Raw genomic sequence first — 15,360 nt, forward strand, 5'->3', positions numbered from 1 at the left:
GGCGAGAAAGGGTCCGGGGACGGCGGAAGGGCCGCCCCGGCGGGGACGGCCCTTCTGCGATCAGTGCCCGAGGATCAGTGCCCGAGGATCAGCGCTTCACGGTGAAGGCGAGGGTGATCGCCTTGCCCGACTGCGCACCGGTGACCGTCACGCTGTAGTCCCCGGGGGTGGTGGGGGCCTTCGCGGTGGCGGTCAGCGCGCCGTCGTTGAGATCGCGCGTCGCCGTGCGCTCGGTGAAGAGCGGCGCCGAGCCGATGAGCTGCGTGTCGCCCTGGAAGCCCTCCGCCGTCAGGGTGATCCGGGCTCCGGGGGCGAAGGTGCTGCCCGAGAGCTCGGCGGTGGCGCCGAAGCTCAGGTTCCGGATGTCGCGGTCGAGGCCGAGCGCGTTCGAGATGGTGAAGAACGTGTCGGTCTGGTCGGTGAGGCCCGCGACGTTGGCCGCGCCGGGTCCGTAGGCCGCGATGCGGAGCTGTGTGCCGGTGTGCTGCTGCGAGCCGCCCTCGGCGGCCGTGCCGTAGGACACCTTCATCGTGCTGCCGTCGACCGTCTTCAGCGCGGTGCTGAGCGAGGTGGGCGGGGTGGAGTCGACGATCTGGCTGGAGTGCGCGTGGTCGGCGGTGACGATGACGAGGGTGTTCCCGTCCGCCTCGGCGAACGCGAGCGCGGCCTGGACGGCCTCGTCGAGGTCGACGGTCTCGCCGATCTGGCCGCAGGCGTTCGCGGCGTGGTCCTGCTTGTCGATGCTCGCGCCCTCGACCTGGAGGAAGAAGCCCTCGTCGCCGGTGTCGAGCAGGTCGATCGCCTTCTCGGTCATCGCGCGCAGGGTGGGCTGCTCGGCGGGACGCGCGGGGTTCGCCACGCAGGTCTGCGGCGCGGCGTCGGCGCCGCCGACGGTCGCGGGGGTCGGCGCGTAGCGCACGGGCAGGTTGCCGGAGTTGAACAGGCCGAGCACCGGCGCGTCCTGGTCGGCGACGGTCAGCGCGTCGAGCTGGTCCGCGGTGGCGGCCGTCGTCGCGTCGCCGAGCACCTGGTAGCCGCGCTCGTCGGCCTGCTGGAACAGGGTCTGGCCGGCCCAGTCGCCCGCCTTCGCGGTCTGCGCGAACGTGGCGGAGCCGCCGCCGAGGGTGAGGTCGGCGCGGGTGTCGAGGATCTGCTCGCTGATCGAGCCGAGCCCGCCGTTCTCGAGCGCGTCGTTGCCGCAGCTGGCGCTGTCGGGTCCGTAGCAGCTGCGCGCGTCGACGTGCGCGGTCTGCACGGCCGGGGTGGCGTCCTGGATCTCGGCGGTGGTGACGTTGCCGGTCTTCAGGCCGTTCGCCTTCGCGATCTCGAGGAGGGTGTCTTTGCGCTCCTGGTCGATGTCGACCGAGATCGCGTTGTCGTAGGTCTTGGTGCCGGTCGCCCAGGCGCTGCCGGTGGCGGCGGAGTCGGGCACGTAGTCCGGGGCGCCCTTGACGGCGCCGGTGGCGGGGTCGTCGGCGCGGTAGAGCGAGTAGGTCGTGTACTGACCGGTGATCGGCAGGGCGTCGATGCCGGGGAAGCGGCCGGCCGCGCCGTAGGCGTAGTTGCGGGCGACTGTGATCTCGGAGTCTCCCATGCCGTCGCCGATGAGGAGGATGACGTTCTTCGCGTCCTGCTCCTTCACGGCCGCGTGCAGCGAGTCGGAGAGGTCGGCGTCGACGGGGGAGATGCGGGCGGCGCCACCGGTGGCGGCGAGGTCGGCGGCGCCGATGGCGGTGGCCGCGCCGGGGGCGGCCAGCGCGGCGGCGCCGACCAGGGCGACGGCCGTGAGGGCCAGTGCGGTGCGTCCGCGGTGCGCGGAGCGGGGCAGTCGTGTCACGTCGGAGACTCCTTGGGGTGAGGGCCCCTGAGAAGGGGCTCACCCAGCACACTCCTGATTCCCGCTCCCGTGGGTGAACTGAGATGCATAGCCGGGTGAACTTTCCGCGCGCCGGTCCCCGTGGCGACCGCGTGCGGCGACCGCGTGCGGTGACCCCGTGCGGGGGGCAACTCTGGCGGATCCGGCACCGGCCTGACCGGCGGGCGCTAGCGTGACGCCCGGTGTCCCCCGCACCGCCGAACCCGCCGAGAGGACCCCATGACCACGCCCCGCCCCGTCTCGCGCCGCACCGCGACGACCGCCGCCCTGTGGAGCGCCCCGGTCCTCCTCGCCGCCTCCGCCGCCCCGCTCGCCGCGGCCTCCGGAGAGGTCGGCGCCGCGCTCGGCGTCTCCGGCGGCCTCTCGAACGGCGGCGGCGACCTCTACGCCGGCCAGTTCACCCCGGTGGTCTCGGCCTCGCAGGGCAGCGAGCCCGTGCGCGACATCGTCGCCCGGGTGACGTTCGACACGGGCGACAGCGATGTCGTGCTGTCCGACTTCGTCCTCGAGGAGGGCCCCTGGGTCGTCGTGGAGCCGCTCGGCTCCCGCACGCCGGGCGTCGTCGTCCTCGCCTGGTCGGACGCGACCGGCCTCCGCGACGGGGAGTCTCCGGTCCCGCCGCAGTTCAGCGTCCACGCGTCGGGCTACATCGTCAGCTGCCTCGTTGAGCTGTCGAGCACCTCGGCCGCTCCGGCCAGCGACTACCTGATCATCGCGGTCGTCTGACCGGCGGCCCTCAGAGCGTGACCGCCGGCCCTCAGAGCGCCCGCGGCCGGTAGGTCTCGATCAGCGCGTCGAAGAGCCGGTCCATCCGCTCGTCGACGGTCCGCCGGGCCGGGTCCGCGTCGTACCACTCGACGATCTCGCGCGCGCCGTCACTGAAGCGGGTCGAGGGCGCGAACGCCGGCACCAGGCTCCGGATCTTGGCGTTGTCGAAGACCATCGAGTGGGCCTTGTCGCCGACGATGCCCGCGCCCAGCTCCGGGTCGGCGGCGGCGATCGCGTCGGAGGTGACGTGCACGATCCGCGCCTCGGTGCCGGCGGCGGCCGCGAGGTCGTGGTGGATGCGGTCCCAGGTGGGCGTCTCGTCTCCGGTGATGTGGAACGCCTCGCCGATCGCCGCCGGCGCGCCGAGCAGCCCGACCAGGCCGACCGCGACGTCGCGGCTGTGGGTGATCGTCCAGAGCGAGGTGCCGTCGCCGGGCACGACCACCTCGAGGCCGCGCCGCATCCGGTCGATGACGGTCCAGCCGCCGTCCACCGGGAGCGCGGTGCGGTCGTAGGTGTGCGAGGGGCGGACGATCGTCACCGGGAAGCCGGTGCGCCGGTACTCGCCGACCAGCAGGTCCTCGCAGGCGATCTTGTCCTGCGAGTAGCTCCAGTACGGGTTCCGCAGCGGCGTCGACTCCGTCACCGGAACGCGCGCCGGCGGCTTCTGGTATGCCGAGGCCGAGCTGATGAAGACGTACTGGCCGGTGCGCCCGGCGAACAGGTCGATGTCCTGCTGCACGTGCTCCGGAGTGAACGCGGCGAACTCGATCACCGCGTCGAAGCGCTCGTCGCCGAGAGCCTCGCGCACGGAGGCCGGATCGCGGACGTCGGCGGTCAGCGTCCGGACGCCCTCGGGCAGCGGGCGGCTCGAGGTGCGGCCGCGGTTCAGCACGGTCACCTCGTGCCCGACGGCGAGAGCGCGGCGGACGCCCTCGGAGCTGATGATGCCCGTTCCTCCGATGAACAGCACGCTGAGGGACACGGCGGACCCGACCTTTCCGGATGAGGGCTGCGCGCTCCGTTCCGGAAGCGGAGGGACGTCGTCGAGCACCGCCTCCATCAGCGCACACATCGGCGCTCCCGTCGAGGGGGTGGCGGGACCCTCCCTCGGGCGGCGATCGCGTCCTAGCGTGGAGGCATGACCCTGCAGCTCACCCTCAACAACGGCGTCACCCTTCCCGCTCTCGGGCTCGGCGTCTTCCAGAGCGCGCCCGAGGAGACGACCGCCGCCGTGCAGTCCGCCCTCGAGGCCGGCTACCGCCACATCGACACGGCCGCCGCGTACGGCAACGAGCGCGAGGTCGGCGAGGGGATCCGCCGCTCGGGCCTGGACCGTTCGGAGGTCTTCGTCGAGACGAAGATCTGGGTCACCGACTACGGCTACGACGAGACCCTGCACGCGTTCGAGAAGGCGACCGGCAAGCTCGGCGTCGAGCAGCTCGACCTGCTGATCCTGCACCAGCCCGTCCCGTCGCGCTTCGACACCACCGTCGCCGCCTACCGGGCGCTGGAGAAGCTCCTCGCCGACGGCGGCGTGCGCGCGATCGGCGTCAGCAACTTCACGCCCGCGCACCTGGCACGCCTCCTCGCCGAGGTCGACGTCATCCCCGCCGTCAACCAGGTCGAGCTGCACCCGTACTTCGCGCAGCCCGACCTCCGCCGCGAGCACGCCGAGCGCGGGATCCTCACCCAGGCCTGGTCGCCGATCGGCGGCATCACCTTCTACCCCGGCTGGGGCGACGAGCGCCGCAGCGTGATGGACGACTCGACGATCGGCGCGATCGCAGCCGAGCACGGCAAGAGCCCGGCGCAGGTGATGCTCCGCTGGCACCTGCAGCAGGGCCGCTCCGCGATCCCCAAGTCGACGAACCCCGAGCGGATCGCGGCGAACATCGACGTCTTCGACTTCGAGCTCTCCGACGACGAGCTCGCCCGGATCGACGCCCTCGACACCGGCGTCCGCAGCGGCCCCGACCCCGACGTGGAGCGGCCGGCGCTCTTCGAGCGCACGATCCCCGAGGCGTGAGCCGTGACGACGCCTCCCGACGCCCAGCACCCCGACCTGCACCACGCCCCGCACCCCGCACAGGAGGAGACACCATGACCGACCCGATCGGCATCCCCGAGGCCACCGCTCTCGAGAGCACCCGCCGCACCATCGCGATCCTCGGTGCGGGCGGCGACCTCACCGAGCGGCTGCTCCTGCCGGGGCTCGGCCGCGTCGCCGAGCTCGCCCGCGACTCCGAGCTGACCCTGATCGGCGCCGCCCGCACCCCGCAGTCCGACGACGAGTGGCAGGGGCTCGTCCGCCGCAGTCTCCAGGCCGCCGGGATCGCGGCGCACACCGTCGACGACCTCGCCTCGCGCGCCCGCTTCGTCGCGACCGACGCCTCCGACCCGGAGCAGCTGAAGGCCCTGCTCGACGCCTGCCCGACGACGCCCGTGCTCTACGTCGCGCTGCCGCCGGCGATGGGCCACAAGGTCGCCGACTCGCTCTCGAAGCTGGATCTCCCGGAGGACCTCGTCGTCGCGATCGAGAAGCCGTTCGGCGAGGACCTCGACGACGCGATCGCGCTGAACGCCGCCTTCGCGCCCGTGATCTCCGAGGACCGGCTCTGGCGCATCGACCACTTCCTCGGCAACGCGACCGTCATGGGCATGCTCGGACTGCGCTTCGGCAACCGCCTGCTCGAGGCGAGCTGGAGCGCCGAGCAGATCGAGAAGATCGAGATCGTCTACGACGAGACGCTCGGGATCGAGGGGCGCGCCGCCTTCTACGACGGCACCGGCGCCCTGCGGGACATGCTGCAGAGCCACCTGCTGATGGTGCTCGCGCTCACGACGATGGAGCGCCCCGAGGAGGTCTCGCCCGACGACGTCCACGAGCGGATGGCCGAGGCGCTCGGCGCCGTCCGCCTCTGGCGCGACGACCCCGCCACCGCGCGCCGCGCCCGCTACACCGAGGGCCGGGTCGACGGCCGGTTCTTCCCCTCCTACGTCGACGAGCCCGACGTCGATCCGGAGGCCGGCACCGAGACGCTCGCGCAGCTGCTGCTCCAGGTCGACACGCCCCGCTGGGCCGGCGTGCCGTTCGTGCTCCGCTCCGGCAAGGCGATCGGCGAGCCGCGCCACGAGGTCGCGGTGCACTTCCGCGCCGCGACGCCGCCGCGCGGCCTGGCCGGCGCCGACGACGGCGCGAGCACCGTCCTGCGGATGTCGCTCAAGGGCGGCGACGTCAGCCTCGACCTGCTGGTGAACAGCGCCGACGACCTGACCGACCTCGAGCGCACGACGCTCCAGGCGCAGCCCGGCGCCGCCACGCTCGACCCCTACGCGCAGGTGCTCGCCGGCATCCTCCAGGGCGACACCCTGCTGTCGGTGCCGGGCGCCGTCGCCGAGCAGTGCTGGCGCATCATCACCCCGGTGCTCTCGCACTGGGCCGAGGGCGGCACCCCGCTCGACGAGTACGAGGCCGGAAGCGCGGGCCCCGAGGGCTGGTAGCGCGCGAGCAGCCCCGCAGGGCAGAGCCCTCCATGCTGGTCGAGTGGCCCCGCAGGGGCGTATCGAGACCCGCCGTCGTCGGCACGGTGGATCTCGATACGCCCGCGGCGCGGGCTACTCGATCAACATGCCTCCCTCATACGTACGAGGTACCGTTCGAAGGAGCCCCGCCGTCGCCGCTCTCAGACGTCGACGCGGATCGTCCTGGACGGGAGGCCGAGGAACGCGGGGGCCTCGCCCTTCGTCTCGGGGGAGACCGGGCCTCGCGTCACGGTGGCCGTGACGCGGAAGCCGCCCGGGGGGACCGGCGTCAGTGCGCAGTACATCCGTCCCGGGCCGAGGGGTGCCACCTGCATCACCCGCCCGTCCCGGTCCGTGTACGTCCCGCGGCTCCGGTAGCTCCCGGCCGGGACCACGAGGTGGGCGGAGCGCGGGCGGTCGACGACGAGCCACTCCGACCAGTGCTCGACGTCGTGCTCGGCGGTCACGTCCATCCGGGCGTCGCTGAGGAGCTCGACCGGTGCTCCGGACTCCCCGCTGCACGCTGCCCGGAGCTCGACGATGAAGTTCCCCGAGGACAGGGAGTCCAGGAAGAGACCGACGTACGGTCCGGCCTCGAGAGGTCGCGGCGCGGACGCGGCGGCTCCGGGGGCGCCGGCCGCCGCGGCCATGACGGGCGCCGCGAAAGCCATCGCCAGCGCGGCCCTGCGGGTAATTCGTCGATCGTCGCGACGGCTGTCGGTCATGAGATGTCCCTGCACTCGGACGGCTCCTCGCGACCCGTCGGACCGCGACCCGTCGGTCGCTGACGCCGGACGGCTTCCGCCATCGTCCGTCGCCTGTCCGGGTCCGTCGAATCGGTGGCGTGATGCGGTGAACCTGGCGCCGGGGATGTCGATGCGTGGGGTCGAGGGGCGGGCGAGGTGCTTGCTGGTCGAGCAGGGGAGTATCGCGACCCATCGTCCTCAGCAAGGTCGATCTCGATACGCTCGCTGCGCGGGCTACTCGATCAGCAGGCAGAGACGCCGGCGCCGCGGGCTGCTCGACCAGCATGCAGAGAGGCCCGCAGCGCGAGCTGCTCGATCAGCAGGAGAGGTTGTCCGCTCAGGTCACGAGGCTGACGGTCTGGGTCCCGAAGCCGAGCGCGGTCTGCGCCTTCGGATCGCTGCCGGGGTGTACGCGACCCCGCGTCACGGTCGCCGTCACGGAGAACCGTCCCCGGGGTTCCCTGGTGAAGTTGGTGTACCCGCTTCCCACGATCCTCGCGACCTGGAGGGTCACTCCGTCCTTGCCGGTGTAAGTCCCCGCGGAGGGGTAGGTGCCGGCCGGGAGCAGGAGGTGCCCGGCGCGCAGGCCTTCGACGACGATCCCGCCGGACCAGCTCTCGATGTCGTGCTCCGACGCGATGTCCACCCTCGCCTCGTCGGCGAGCAGGACGGGGGCTCCGGCCGCGCCGCTCCTCGCCACCCGCAGATCGACCCGGAACTCGCCCGCACGCCAGGGGATGAGGAAGAGCCCGACGTAGGGTCCCTCATCGACCGGGACCGGCGCGGACGCGGCCGCACCGGGTGCCGCGACCGCGGCCGAGACCACCGGAGTGGTCCACGCGGCCGCCACCACGGCGGTCCGGCGCGTCACCCCCCGCTCGGCGCCGTCCCTCTCCTCGAAGCGTGCATCGTCCCGTCGAGCGTCCGACATCGTCTCTCCCTGATCGCGCCGGTGCTCGTGTCAGGCGGGAGCCGAGCACCGATCATCCGCTGGAAGTCCGAAGTCTCGTGCCCCGCGGTCGGCACCGCCCCATCGGTGGCACGATGCAGTCGATCTGGCGGGTCCGCCGCGTGTCGAGACGCGGCGGGGTCTGCTGCGGTCAGGGCGTCGCGGAGGCGGACGCGGGAGCCCCCACCGCCTGCTGGCTGTGTCGTTCCCCGTCGCCGTGCAGTGCCGGCGCACCATCACCCCGATGCTCCCGCGCTGGCCGAGGGCGGTACTCCGCTCGAAAAGCACGAAGCGGGAAGCGCGGGCCGCCGAGCGCTGGTGACGGCCGGCGATCTCCGGCGACAAGGCACAGAGCTGGCCCCTCGCCTGAGTCAGACTTGAGAAGCGGACCCGCCCCACACACGTGGACAGGCGGGTCTTGCTGTGTCTCCCGACGCCTTCTCGAGCGGCTGACCCCGTTCGTTTCTCGGTGGTGAGGGAAAGGACGCGGCGGCGCCGCGTCGTGGTGGTCGAGTAGCCCTGCGGGGGCGTATCGAGACCCGCCACCACCAGCAGTGCGGGTCTGCAGACTCGCGTTCTGACGGTGGTGGATCTCGATACGCCCGCGATGCGGGCTACTCGATCAGCATGGTTCTCGAAACGTCTGAGGTGATCTTTCCAAGGAGGCCCGCCGTCGTCTGCTGGGCGGGTCTGCGAACTCGTCCTTCCGACGCTGGTGGATCTCGATACGCCCGCGATGCGGGCTACTCGATCAGCATGGGTGCCCGATGCGCGGGCTGCTCGATCGGCAAGCGACGGGGTCAGCTCGCGGTCAGGGCGTCGCGGAGGCGGACGCGGGAGCCCATCCGCAGCAGCGAGTTGGTGTAGATGCGGCTCGCGACGGCCATCACGGCGGCGGTGGCGACGACGAGGAGGCCGAGCGAGACCAGCGGTTCCCACCACTCCGCCTCGCCGAAGAAGAGCCGCACCGGCATCGCGACCGGGGCGCTGAAGGGCACGTAGGACAGGATCGTCATCACCAGAGGGTTGTCGCCGAAGATGACGACGCCGAAGTAGGGCACCATCACGAGCATCATCGCGGGGGTCATCACCGAGCCGGTGTCCTCCTGGCGGGAGACGAGCGCGGCGCCGGCCGCGAAGACGCTCGCGACCAGAACGAAGCCGAAGACGAAGAACACGACGAACCAGATCAGCGGCGCGGAGAGCAGGTCGAGCAGCTCGGTCTGCCCCGTGATCGCCAGCCCGAGGGCGGACGCGGCGGCGATCGCGGCGGCCGTGCCCACACCGATCACCGAGTTGCCGAGGATCTTGCCGGCCAGCAGCGCCCGGGCGGGCACCGCGGCGAGCAGGATCTCGACGATGCGCGACTGCTTCTCCTGCACCGTGTTCTGCATGATCGTCGCACCCGAGCCGAGCACGGCGAGCATGAACACCAGGCCGAACGCCAGGCCGATCAGCGTGCGCAGGCCGGTGGGAGTCTCGGAGGGCTCGAGCAGCTCGACCGCGGGGCTGACGGAGAGCGCCGCGACCAGGCCCTCCGGCGCCTCGTCGAGGGCGAGCACGGAGAAGCCGACCGCGTCGTCGCTCGGGACGAGCGCGGCGTCGACCTCGCCCGAGCGCACCAGCTCCTCCGCCTCCGCGGCCGTTCCGACCTCGGTGACGTCGAGGCTGTCCGCGGCGGCCAGGGAGGACGCGGCGGGGCCGACGACCGCGACCGGGGTCGCGTCGGCGGTGCGGCTGCCGAGCACGTTCGAGAGCACGATCCCGCCGATGACCAGCACGAGCGTGATGACCGTCGACACGAGGAACGCCTTCGACCGGATCTGGGAGAGGATCTCGCGCTCGGCGACCAGGAGCGTCGCGCCCCAGGTGCTCAGCCGGCCGTCCTGGGCACCGGTGCCGCTCGCGCTCCTCGTGCTGCTCGTCGTCATCGGACCGCCTCCGTCTTCTTCTCGGCGCCCGCGGGCGCGCTCACCACGATGTCCCGGAAGATCTCCCCGAGGGTCGGCCGCACGGGCCGGAACGACGCCACGGTGCCGCGCTCGACGGCGGCCCGCAGCACGGCGTCGGCCGCCGCCCGGTCCGCGTGGAAGAGCACCGACGTGCCGGCCAGCTCCGCGACCTCGACGCCGGGGACGCCGCGGACCCAGCCCGCGTCGCCGTCGGTCTCGAGGGACCAGCGGTCGCCGGAGTACTGCTCGCGCAGCGCCTCGCGCTCGCCCGCGGCCTTCACCTGGCCGCCGGCGATGATCACGAGGTCGTCGCAGAGCCGCTCGACCACGTCCAGCTGGTGCGAGGAGAACAGCACCGGGATGCCCCGGGCCGCGTGCTCGGCGATCACCGTGACCACGTCGTCGACGGCCAGCGGGTCGAGCCCGGAGAACGGCTCGTCCATGATCAGGACGTCCGGGTCGTGCACGAGGGCGGCCGCCACCTGCACGCGCTGCTGGTTGCCGAGCGAGAGCGCCTCGAGCTTGTCGCGGCGGCGCTCGATCAGTCCGAGGCGCTCGAGCAGGTCGTCCGCCCGCTGGACGGCGGTGGCCTTGTCGATGCCGTGCAGCCGGGCGAGGTAGGCGAGCTGCTCGCCGATCTCCATCTTCGGGTAGAGGCCGCGCTCCTCGGGCATGTAGCCGAAGCCGTGCAGCGCGGCCTGGCCGACCGGCGTGCCGTCCAGGGTCACCTCGCCGGAGTCCGGCCGGAGGACGCCCAGGATCATCCGCATGGTCGTGGTCTTCCCGGCGCCGTTCCCGCCGACGAAGCCGGTGAGCCGGCCCCGACCGACATCGAAGCTGACGTCGTCGACGGCGCGATGGGCACCGAAGCTGCGACTGATGTTCTGCACGCTGAGCATGCGACCTCCTCGGATCCGACTGACCCCGCCACGCTACGGAGGGCGCGTCTCCGGCACCTCCGGCGCGGGGGTGAACGGCGGTCTCCACCTCAGGACGGAGGAGCCTCCGACGGCCGCCGCGGGTCGACCAGGCCGGAGCGGTAGGCGAAGGCCACGGCCTGGACGCGGTCGCGGAGCGAGAGCTTGGCAAGCACGTTCGACACGTGCGTCTTGACCGTCGCGCGGCCGACGACCAGCAGCTCGGCGATCTCGTCGTTGGAGAGGCCCTGCGCGAGCAGGCGGAGCACCTCGGTCTCGCGGGCGGTCAAGTTCTCGGGCGCGGTGCCGGGCTGCGCGCTGTGCCCCACGGGCGGCTCCGGGAGCGGCGTGCGCTCCCGCTCGCGGGCGACGGCTCGCTCGATCACCGTGCGGGTCAGCTCGGGCGCGAGCAGGGCGTCGCCCGCCGCGATCGCACGGACGCCCGCGACGAGGCGCTCCGGCGGCGAGTTCTTGAGCAGGAAGCCGCTGGCGCCGGCCTCGAGCGCCGCCAGCAGGTAGTCCTCGCGCTCGAAGGTGGTCAGCACGAGCACCTGGGCCGTCGCTCCGGGCTCCGCGAGGATCCGCCGGGTCGCCTCGAGCCCGCCGATGCCGGGCATCTCCACGTCCATGCAGACGACGTCGGGCCGGGTGCGCGCGACCACCTCGACGGCCTCCTCGCCGCTGGACGCCTCGCCCACGACCTCGATGCCGGCCTGCAGCGAGAGGATCGTGCGGATGCCCTGCCGCATCAGCGCGTGGTCGTCGACGAGGACGACGCGCACGCCGCCCGCAGCGCCGCTCGTGCCCGGACCACCGCTCATGCCCGGACCGCCAGGGGCACGGTGACGCGGACGACCCAGCCGGAGCCGGCCCGCGGCCCCGCCTCCACCGTGCCGTCGAGGGTCGCCGCGCGCTCGCGCATCCCGAGCAGGCCGAGCCCGCCGCCGCGCGGGCGCGGACCCGGCCGCCCGAGTCCGTCGTCCGCGATCTCGAGCTCCACCGACTCGCCCTGGTAGCGCAGGTGGACGCGCGCCCGGGTGCCGGGTCCGGCGTGCTTGAGGACGTTCGTCAGCGACTCCTGCGCGATGCGGTAGAGGTTCAGCCCCACCAGCGCGGGGACCTCGACGGGCTCGCCGACCACCTCGAGCGTCACGCGCAGGCCGGAGGACTCGGCGTCGCGGACCAGCGCCGGCAACCCGCTCAGATCGAGCGAGGCCGTGACCGGGTCGAGCGCGGACTCCTCGTCGCGGAGAGTGCCGAGCAGCTGGTAGAGCTCGCCGACCGCCGCGCGGGAGGTGCCCTCCAGCGCCTGGAGCTGCTCGTGCGCCTTCGCAGGGTCGGCGTCGACGAGCATCCGCGCCGCTCCGGCCTGGACCCCCATCAGCGAGACGTGGTGCGCGACCGCGTCGTGCAGCTCGCGGGCGATCCGCAGGCGCTCGATCGTGATCGCCTGGCGCGCGACGGTCGACTGCTCCTCCTCGAGCTGGCGGGTGCGCAGGTCGGTGAGGGCGCGCTGGCGGGCCGAGGCCCAGGCGTGGTCGCCGAACCACCAGGCGCCGGCGAAGTAGAGGACGTTGATCAGGATCTGCTGCAGCATGTAGGCCGCGATCGGCGTGAGTGCGCCGATGCCGGCACCCTCGAAGTCGAGGTCCTGGGTACTCGCGCGGAAGAACGTGATCAGCAGCCAGACCGCCATCACGGCGACCAGCACGCCGCGCGCCCAGCCCGCCCGCGTCCGGTTCTGCTCCCAGGCGCCGACGCTGTAGAGGGCCATGAACAGGGCGATGTTGCTGATCGTCAGCTCCGGCACCTTCAGCTCGCCGACCAGCAGGAACGCCGCCCCGATGACGGCGAGGACCGCGACGGGCGCCGTCCGCCGGAACGCGAGCGGGAGGATGACGACGGCGAGCACCGCGGCGCTCAGCGCGGGCGACGCGGGATCGGTGAACAGCCCGATCGCGCGGCCGAGGACCAGCGAGAGCACGGCGGCGCCGAAGAGCACGGCGGCGGTCGCGACGTCGGCCCGGCGCTGGTCGGACGTGGCGGGCGACCGCCGCCAGGCGCGGGAGTCCGGGGCGGCAGTCATCCCGTCAATCTAGCCGCGGGGCTCAGGCGTGCGGGTGCGGGTGGCTCCGCTCGAGCGCGGCGCCCTCGAGGTCGACGTCCGGGAGGAGCCGGTCGAGCCAGCGGGGGAGCCACCAGGCCGAGCGGCCGAGCAGGTGCATCAGCGCCGGCATCAGCAGCATCCGGACGACGAACGCGTCGAGCAGGACGCCGAAGGCGAGGCCGAAGCCCATCGAGCGGATGATGGTCGACTCGGAGAAGATGAAGCCGCCGAAGACCGCCACCATGATCAGCGCCGCCGCGATCACGACCGCCTTGCCGGCCTGGAAGCCCTGCGCGACAGCGAGCCGCGCGTTCGCTCCGTGCACGTAGGCCTCGCGCATCCCCGAGGCGAGGAAGAGCTGGTAGTCCATCGCCAGCCCGAACAGGATGCCGACCAGGATCACCGGCAGGAAGCTCAGGATCGGCCCGGTCGAGTGCAACCCGATCAGGTCGGCGCCCCAGCCGAACTGGAAGACCGCGACGATCAGCCCGTAGGTCGCGAACAGCGACAGGATGAAGCCGCCGGTCGCGATCAGCGGCACGAGCAGCGAGCGGAACACCAGGATCATGATCAGCAGCGAGAGCCCGACGACGACCGCGAGGTAGGTCGGCAGGACGTCGTTCAGCCCCTCGGAGATGTCGATGTTGGTGGCCGCCTGGCCGGCGACGCCGAGGACGATGTCGTCGTCCACCGGCGGGAGGGCGCGGAGGTCCTGCACGAGGGCCTCGGTCGAGGCGCTGTTCGGGCCCTCGGTCGGCAGCACCTGGAAGGCGAGCAGCGTGCCGTCGTCGGAGGCGGCGACGGGCGCCACCGCGACGACGTCGTCCTGCTCGGCGATCGTCCGGGCGACGTCGACCTGGGTGGCGAGCAGCGCGTCGTCGGCGACCCCGCCGGGGACCGACGCCGTCACGAGCAGCGGGCCGTTCGCGCCGGCACCGAACTCGTCGCCGACGATCTCGAAGGTGCGGGCGCTGGTCGAGCCCTCGGGCTCGCTCGCTCCGTCCGGCAGGCCGAGGCGCATCGAGAGCGCGGGGATCGCGATGACGAGCAGCACGGCGACGGTGCCGACGACGGTGAGGACCGCGCGCAGGGTGGACATCGGCGCGACCGTCTTGACCGCCGCGTGGTGCACGACGGCCGAGCGGGCCTTGCGACGCAGCAGCCGGGTGCCGAGCAGGCCGAGGATCGCCGGGGCGAGCGTGACCGCGATCAGCACGGCGACCGCGACGCAGACCGCGCCGACCGTGCCCATCAGCCCGAGGAACGGGATGCCGGTGACGTTCAGGGCGAGCAGCGCGACGACGACCGTCGAGCCGGCGAAGACGACGGCCGTGCCGGAGGTGCCGTTGGCGAGTCCGATCGACTCGCGCACCTCGACACCCGAGAGCAGCTGCTTGCGGTGCCGGTTGACGATGAAGAGGGAGTAGTCGATGCCGACCGCGAGGCCGAGCATCACGCCGAGCACGGGGGTGACCGAGGCCATGTCGATGACGCCCGAGAAGGAGAGCGAGGCGGTGACGCCGACCCCGACGCCGACGAGGGCGGTGACGATCGGGAGCGCGGCGGCGACGAGCGAGCCGAGCATCACGATCAGGACGACGCCCGCGAAGACCAGGCCCACAGCCTCGCCGACGCCGAAGATCTGCGGCACGCCCTGGGCGAGATCGGTCGCGAACGTGACGTCGGCGCCGGCGACCGGCGCGGACTCGAAGTGGTCGATGACGCCCTGCTTGACCTCCTCCGGGAGCTCCAGGCGCGGCTCGGTGAAGGACACGTTGACGATGGCGGTCGAGCCGTCCGCCGAGACGACGCCGATGCCGTTCGCGAGGGCGAGGAGCTCCTCGCCCTGGTCGAGCGGGGCCGCGCCGGCCTCGAGCTCGGTGCGCGAGGCGTCGAGCGCCGCCTGCTGCGCGGTCAGCTCGGCCTGCTGGGTGTCGAGCTGCGCCTGCTGGGCGTCGAGCGCGGCGAGCTGCTGCTCCGGAGCGCCGGCGGCGACGGCCTGCTCGCGGGCCGCGGTCAGCTGCTGCTGGCCCGCCGTGAGCTGGGCCTGGCCCGCGTCGAGCTGCGCCTGCCCGGCATCGATCTGCTCCTTCCCGGCCTGGAGCTGCGCCCGGCCGTCGGCGAGCTGCTGCGCGCCGTCGAGCTGAGACTGGCGCGCGGCGAAGGGATCGACGACGGCGGCGACGCCCTCGAGATCCTCGGCGGAGGCGGCCAGCGCCGAGATCGCCGACTCCTGCTCCGCCGTCAGCGCGGAGCCGTCGGCGGTGCGGTAGACGACGGTGCCGGTGCCGCCGGCGGTGTCCGGCAGCTTCTCGGCCAGCTGGTCGGTGACGGCGCCGGACGCGGTGCCCGGGATGTCGAAGCTGTTGGTGAGCGTGCCGCCGACCGCGAGGAAGGTGCCGACCGCGACGCCGAGGATCACGACCCAGGCGACGATCACCGCCCAGGCGCGGCGAGCGGCGAAGGTGCCCAGACGGAACAGCAGGGAGGCCAAGGGGATGTCCGATCGAGAGGAGGTCA

The 15,360-nt window shown here is 72.9% G+C and carries 12 protein-coding genes; 3 read left to right on the plus strand and 9 right to left on the minus strand.

What is annotated here, in order from left to right; genetic code table 11:
- Nucleotides 1-88: 88 nt before the first annotated feature.
- The gene (gene phoA, locus EDF35_RS10390) at nucleotides 89-1,837 is read right to left on the minus strand and encodes an alkaline phosphatase (protein ID WP_243839922.1); all 1,749 of its coding nucleotides are present in this window, start codon (nucleotides 1,835-1,837) and stop codon (nucleotides 89-91) included.
- A 258-nt stretch (nucleotides 1,838-2,095) separates the two neighbouring features.
- Here phoA and EDF35_RS10395 point away from each other — a divergent pair, with 258 nt between their 5' ends.
- Entirely contained in the window at nucleotides 2,096-2,602 is a 507-nt protein-coding gene (locus EDF35_RS10395) for a hypothetical protein (RefSeq protein WP_123445900.1), read from the plus strand.
- Nucleotides 2,603-2,633: 31 nt separating this feature from the next.
- Here EDF35_RS10395 and EDF35_RS10400 read toward each other — a convergent pair whose 3' ends face one another.
- Nucleotides 2,634-3,629: an SDR family oxidoreductase gene (locus EDF35_RS10400; RefSeq protein WP_243839923.1), complete on the minus strand. Its 996-nt coding sequence runs from the start codon at nucleotides 3,627-3,629 to the stop codon at nucleotides 2,634-2,636.
- 156 nt (nucleotides 3,630-3,785) lie between these two features.
- On the opposite strand from EDF35_RS10400, the gene EDF35_RS10405 reads away from it, so the two are divergent.
- Complete coding sequence (locus tag EDF35_RS10405) at nucleotides 3,786-4,673, plus strand: aldo/keto reductase (RefSeq protein ID WP_123703668.1); 888 nt, start codon at nucleotides 3,786-3,788, stop codon at nucleotides 4,671-4,673.
- Between the two features lie 74 nt (nucleotides 4,674-4,747).
- Nucleotides 4,748-6,148, plus strand: a complete 1,401-nt coding sequence (locus EDF35_RS10410; protein ID WP_208323049.1) for a glucose-6-phosphate dehydrogenase — start codon at nucleotides 4,748-4,750, stop codon at nucleotides 6,146-6,148.
- A gap of 182 nt (nucleotides 6,149-6,330) precedes the next feature.
- Here EDF35_RS10410 and EDF35_RS10415 read toward each other — a convergent pair whose 3' ends face one another.
- From EDF35_RS10415 to EDF35_RS10445, 7 genes are all read right to left on the minus strand, one after another.
- Nucleotides 6,331-6,894 (minus strand): hypothetical protein, encoded by a 564-nt coding sequence (locus EDF35_RS10415; RefSeq protein ID WP_133962270.1) that lies wholly within the window; start codon nucleotides 6,892-6,894, stop codon nucleotides 6,331-6,333.
- A gap of 358 nt (nucleotides 6,895-7,252) precedes the next feature.
- Nucleotides 7,253-7,786, minus strand: a complete 534-nt coding sequence (locus EDF35_RS10420; protein WP_133962271.1) for a hypothetical protein — start codon at nucleotides 7,784-7,786, stop codon at nucleotides 7,253-7,255.
- Nucleotides 7,787-8,664: 878 nt separating this feature from the next.
- Nucleotides 8,665-9,795: an ABC transporter permease gene (locus EDF35_RS10425; RefSeq protein WP_133962272.1), complete on the minus strand. Its 1,131-nt coding sequence runs from the start codon at nucleotides 9,793-9,795 to the stop codon at nucleotides 8,665-8,667.
- Complete coding sequence (locus EDF35_RS10430) at nucleotides 9,792-10,715, minus strand: ATP-binding cassette domain-containing protein (RefSeq protein ID WP_132437099.1); 924 nt, start codon at nucleotides 10,713-10,715, stop codon at nucleotides 9,792-9,794. Before EDF35_RS10430 ends, EDF35_RS10425 begins: the two co-directional genes overlap by 4 nt.
- 89 nt (nucleotides 10,716-10,804) lie before the next feature.
- The gene (locus tag EDF35_RS10435; protein ID WP_133962273.1) at nucleotides 10,805-11,554 is read right to left on the minus strand and encodes a response regulator transcription factor; all 750 of its coding nucleotides are present in this window, start codon (nucleotides 11,552-11,554) and stop codon (nucleotides 10,805-10,807) included.
- Nucleotides 11,551-12,819: a histidine kinase gene (locus EDF35_RS10440; protein ID WP_133962274.1), complete on the minus strand. Its 1,269-nt coding sequence runs from the start codon at nucleotides 12,817-12,819 to the stop codon at nucleotides 11,551-11,553. Before EDF35_RS10440 ends, EDF35_RS10435 begins: the two co-directional genes overlap by 4 nt.
- 22 nt (nucleotides 12,820-12,841) lie before the next feature.
- Nucleotides 12,842-15,334, minus strand: a complete 2,493-nt coding sequence (locus tag EDF35_RS10445) for an MMPL family transporter (protein WP_133962275.1) — start codon at nucleotides 15,332-15,334, stop codon at nucleotides 12,842-12,844.
- Nucleotides 15,335-15,360 lie beyond the last annotated feature (26 nt).

It is taken from the genome of Rathayibacter sp. PhB151 (assembly GCF_004366415.1).
GTDB lineage: Bacteria > Actinomycetota > Actinomycetes > Actinomycetales > Microbacteriaceae > Rathayibacter > Rathayibacter festucae.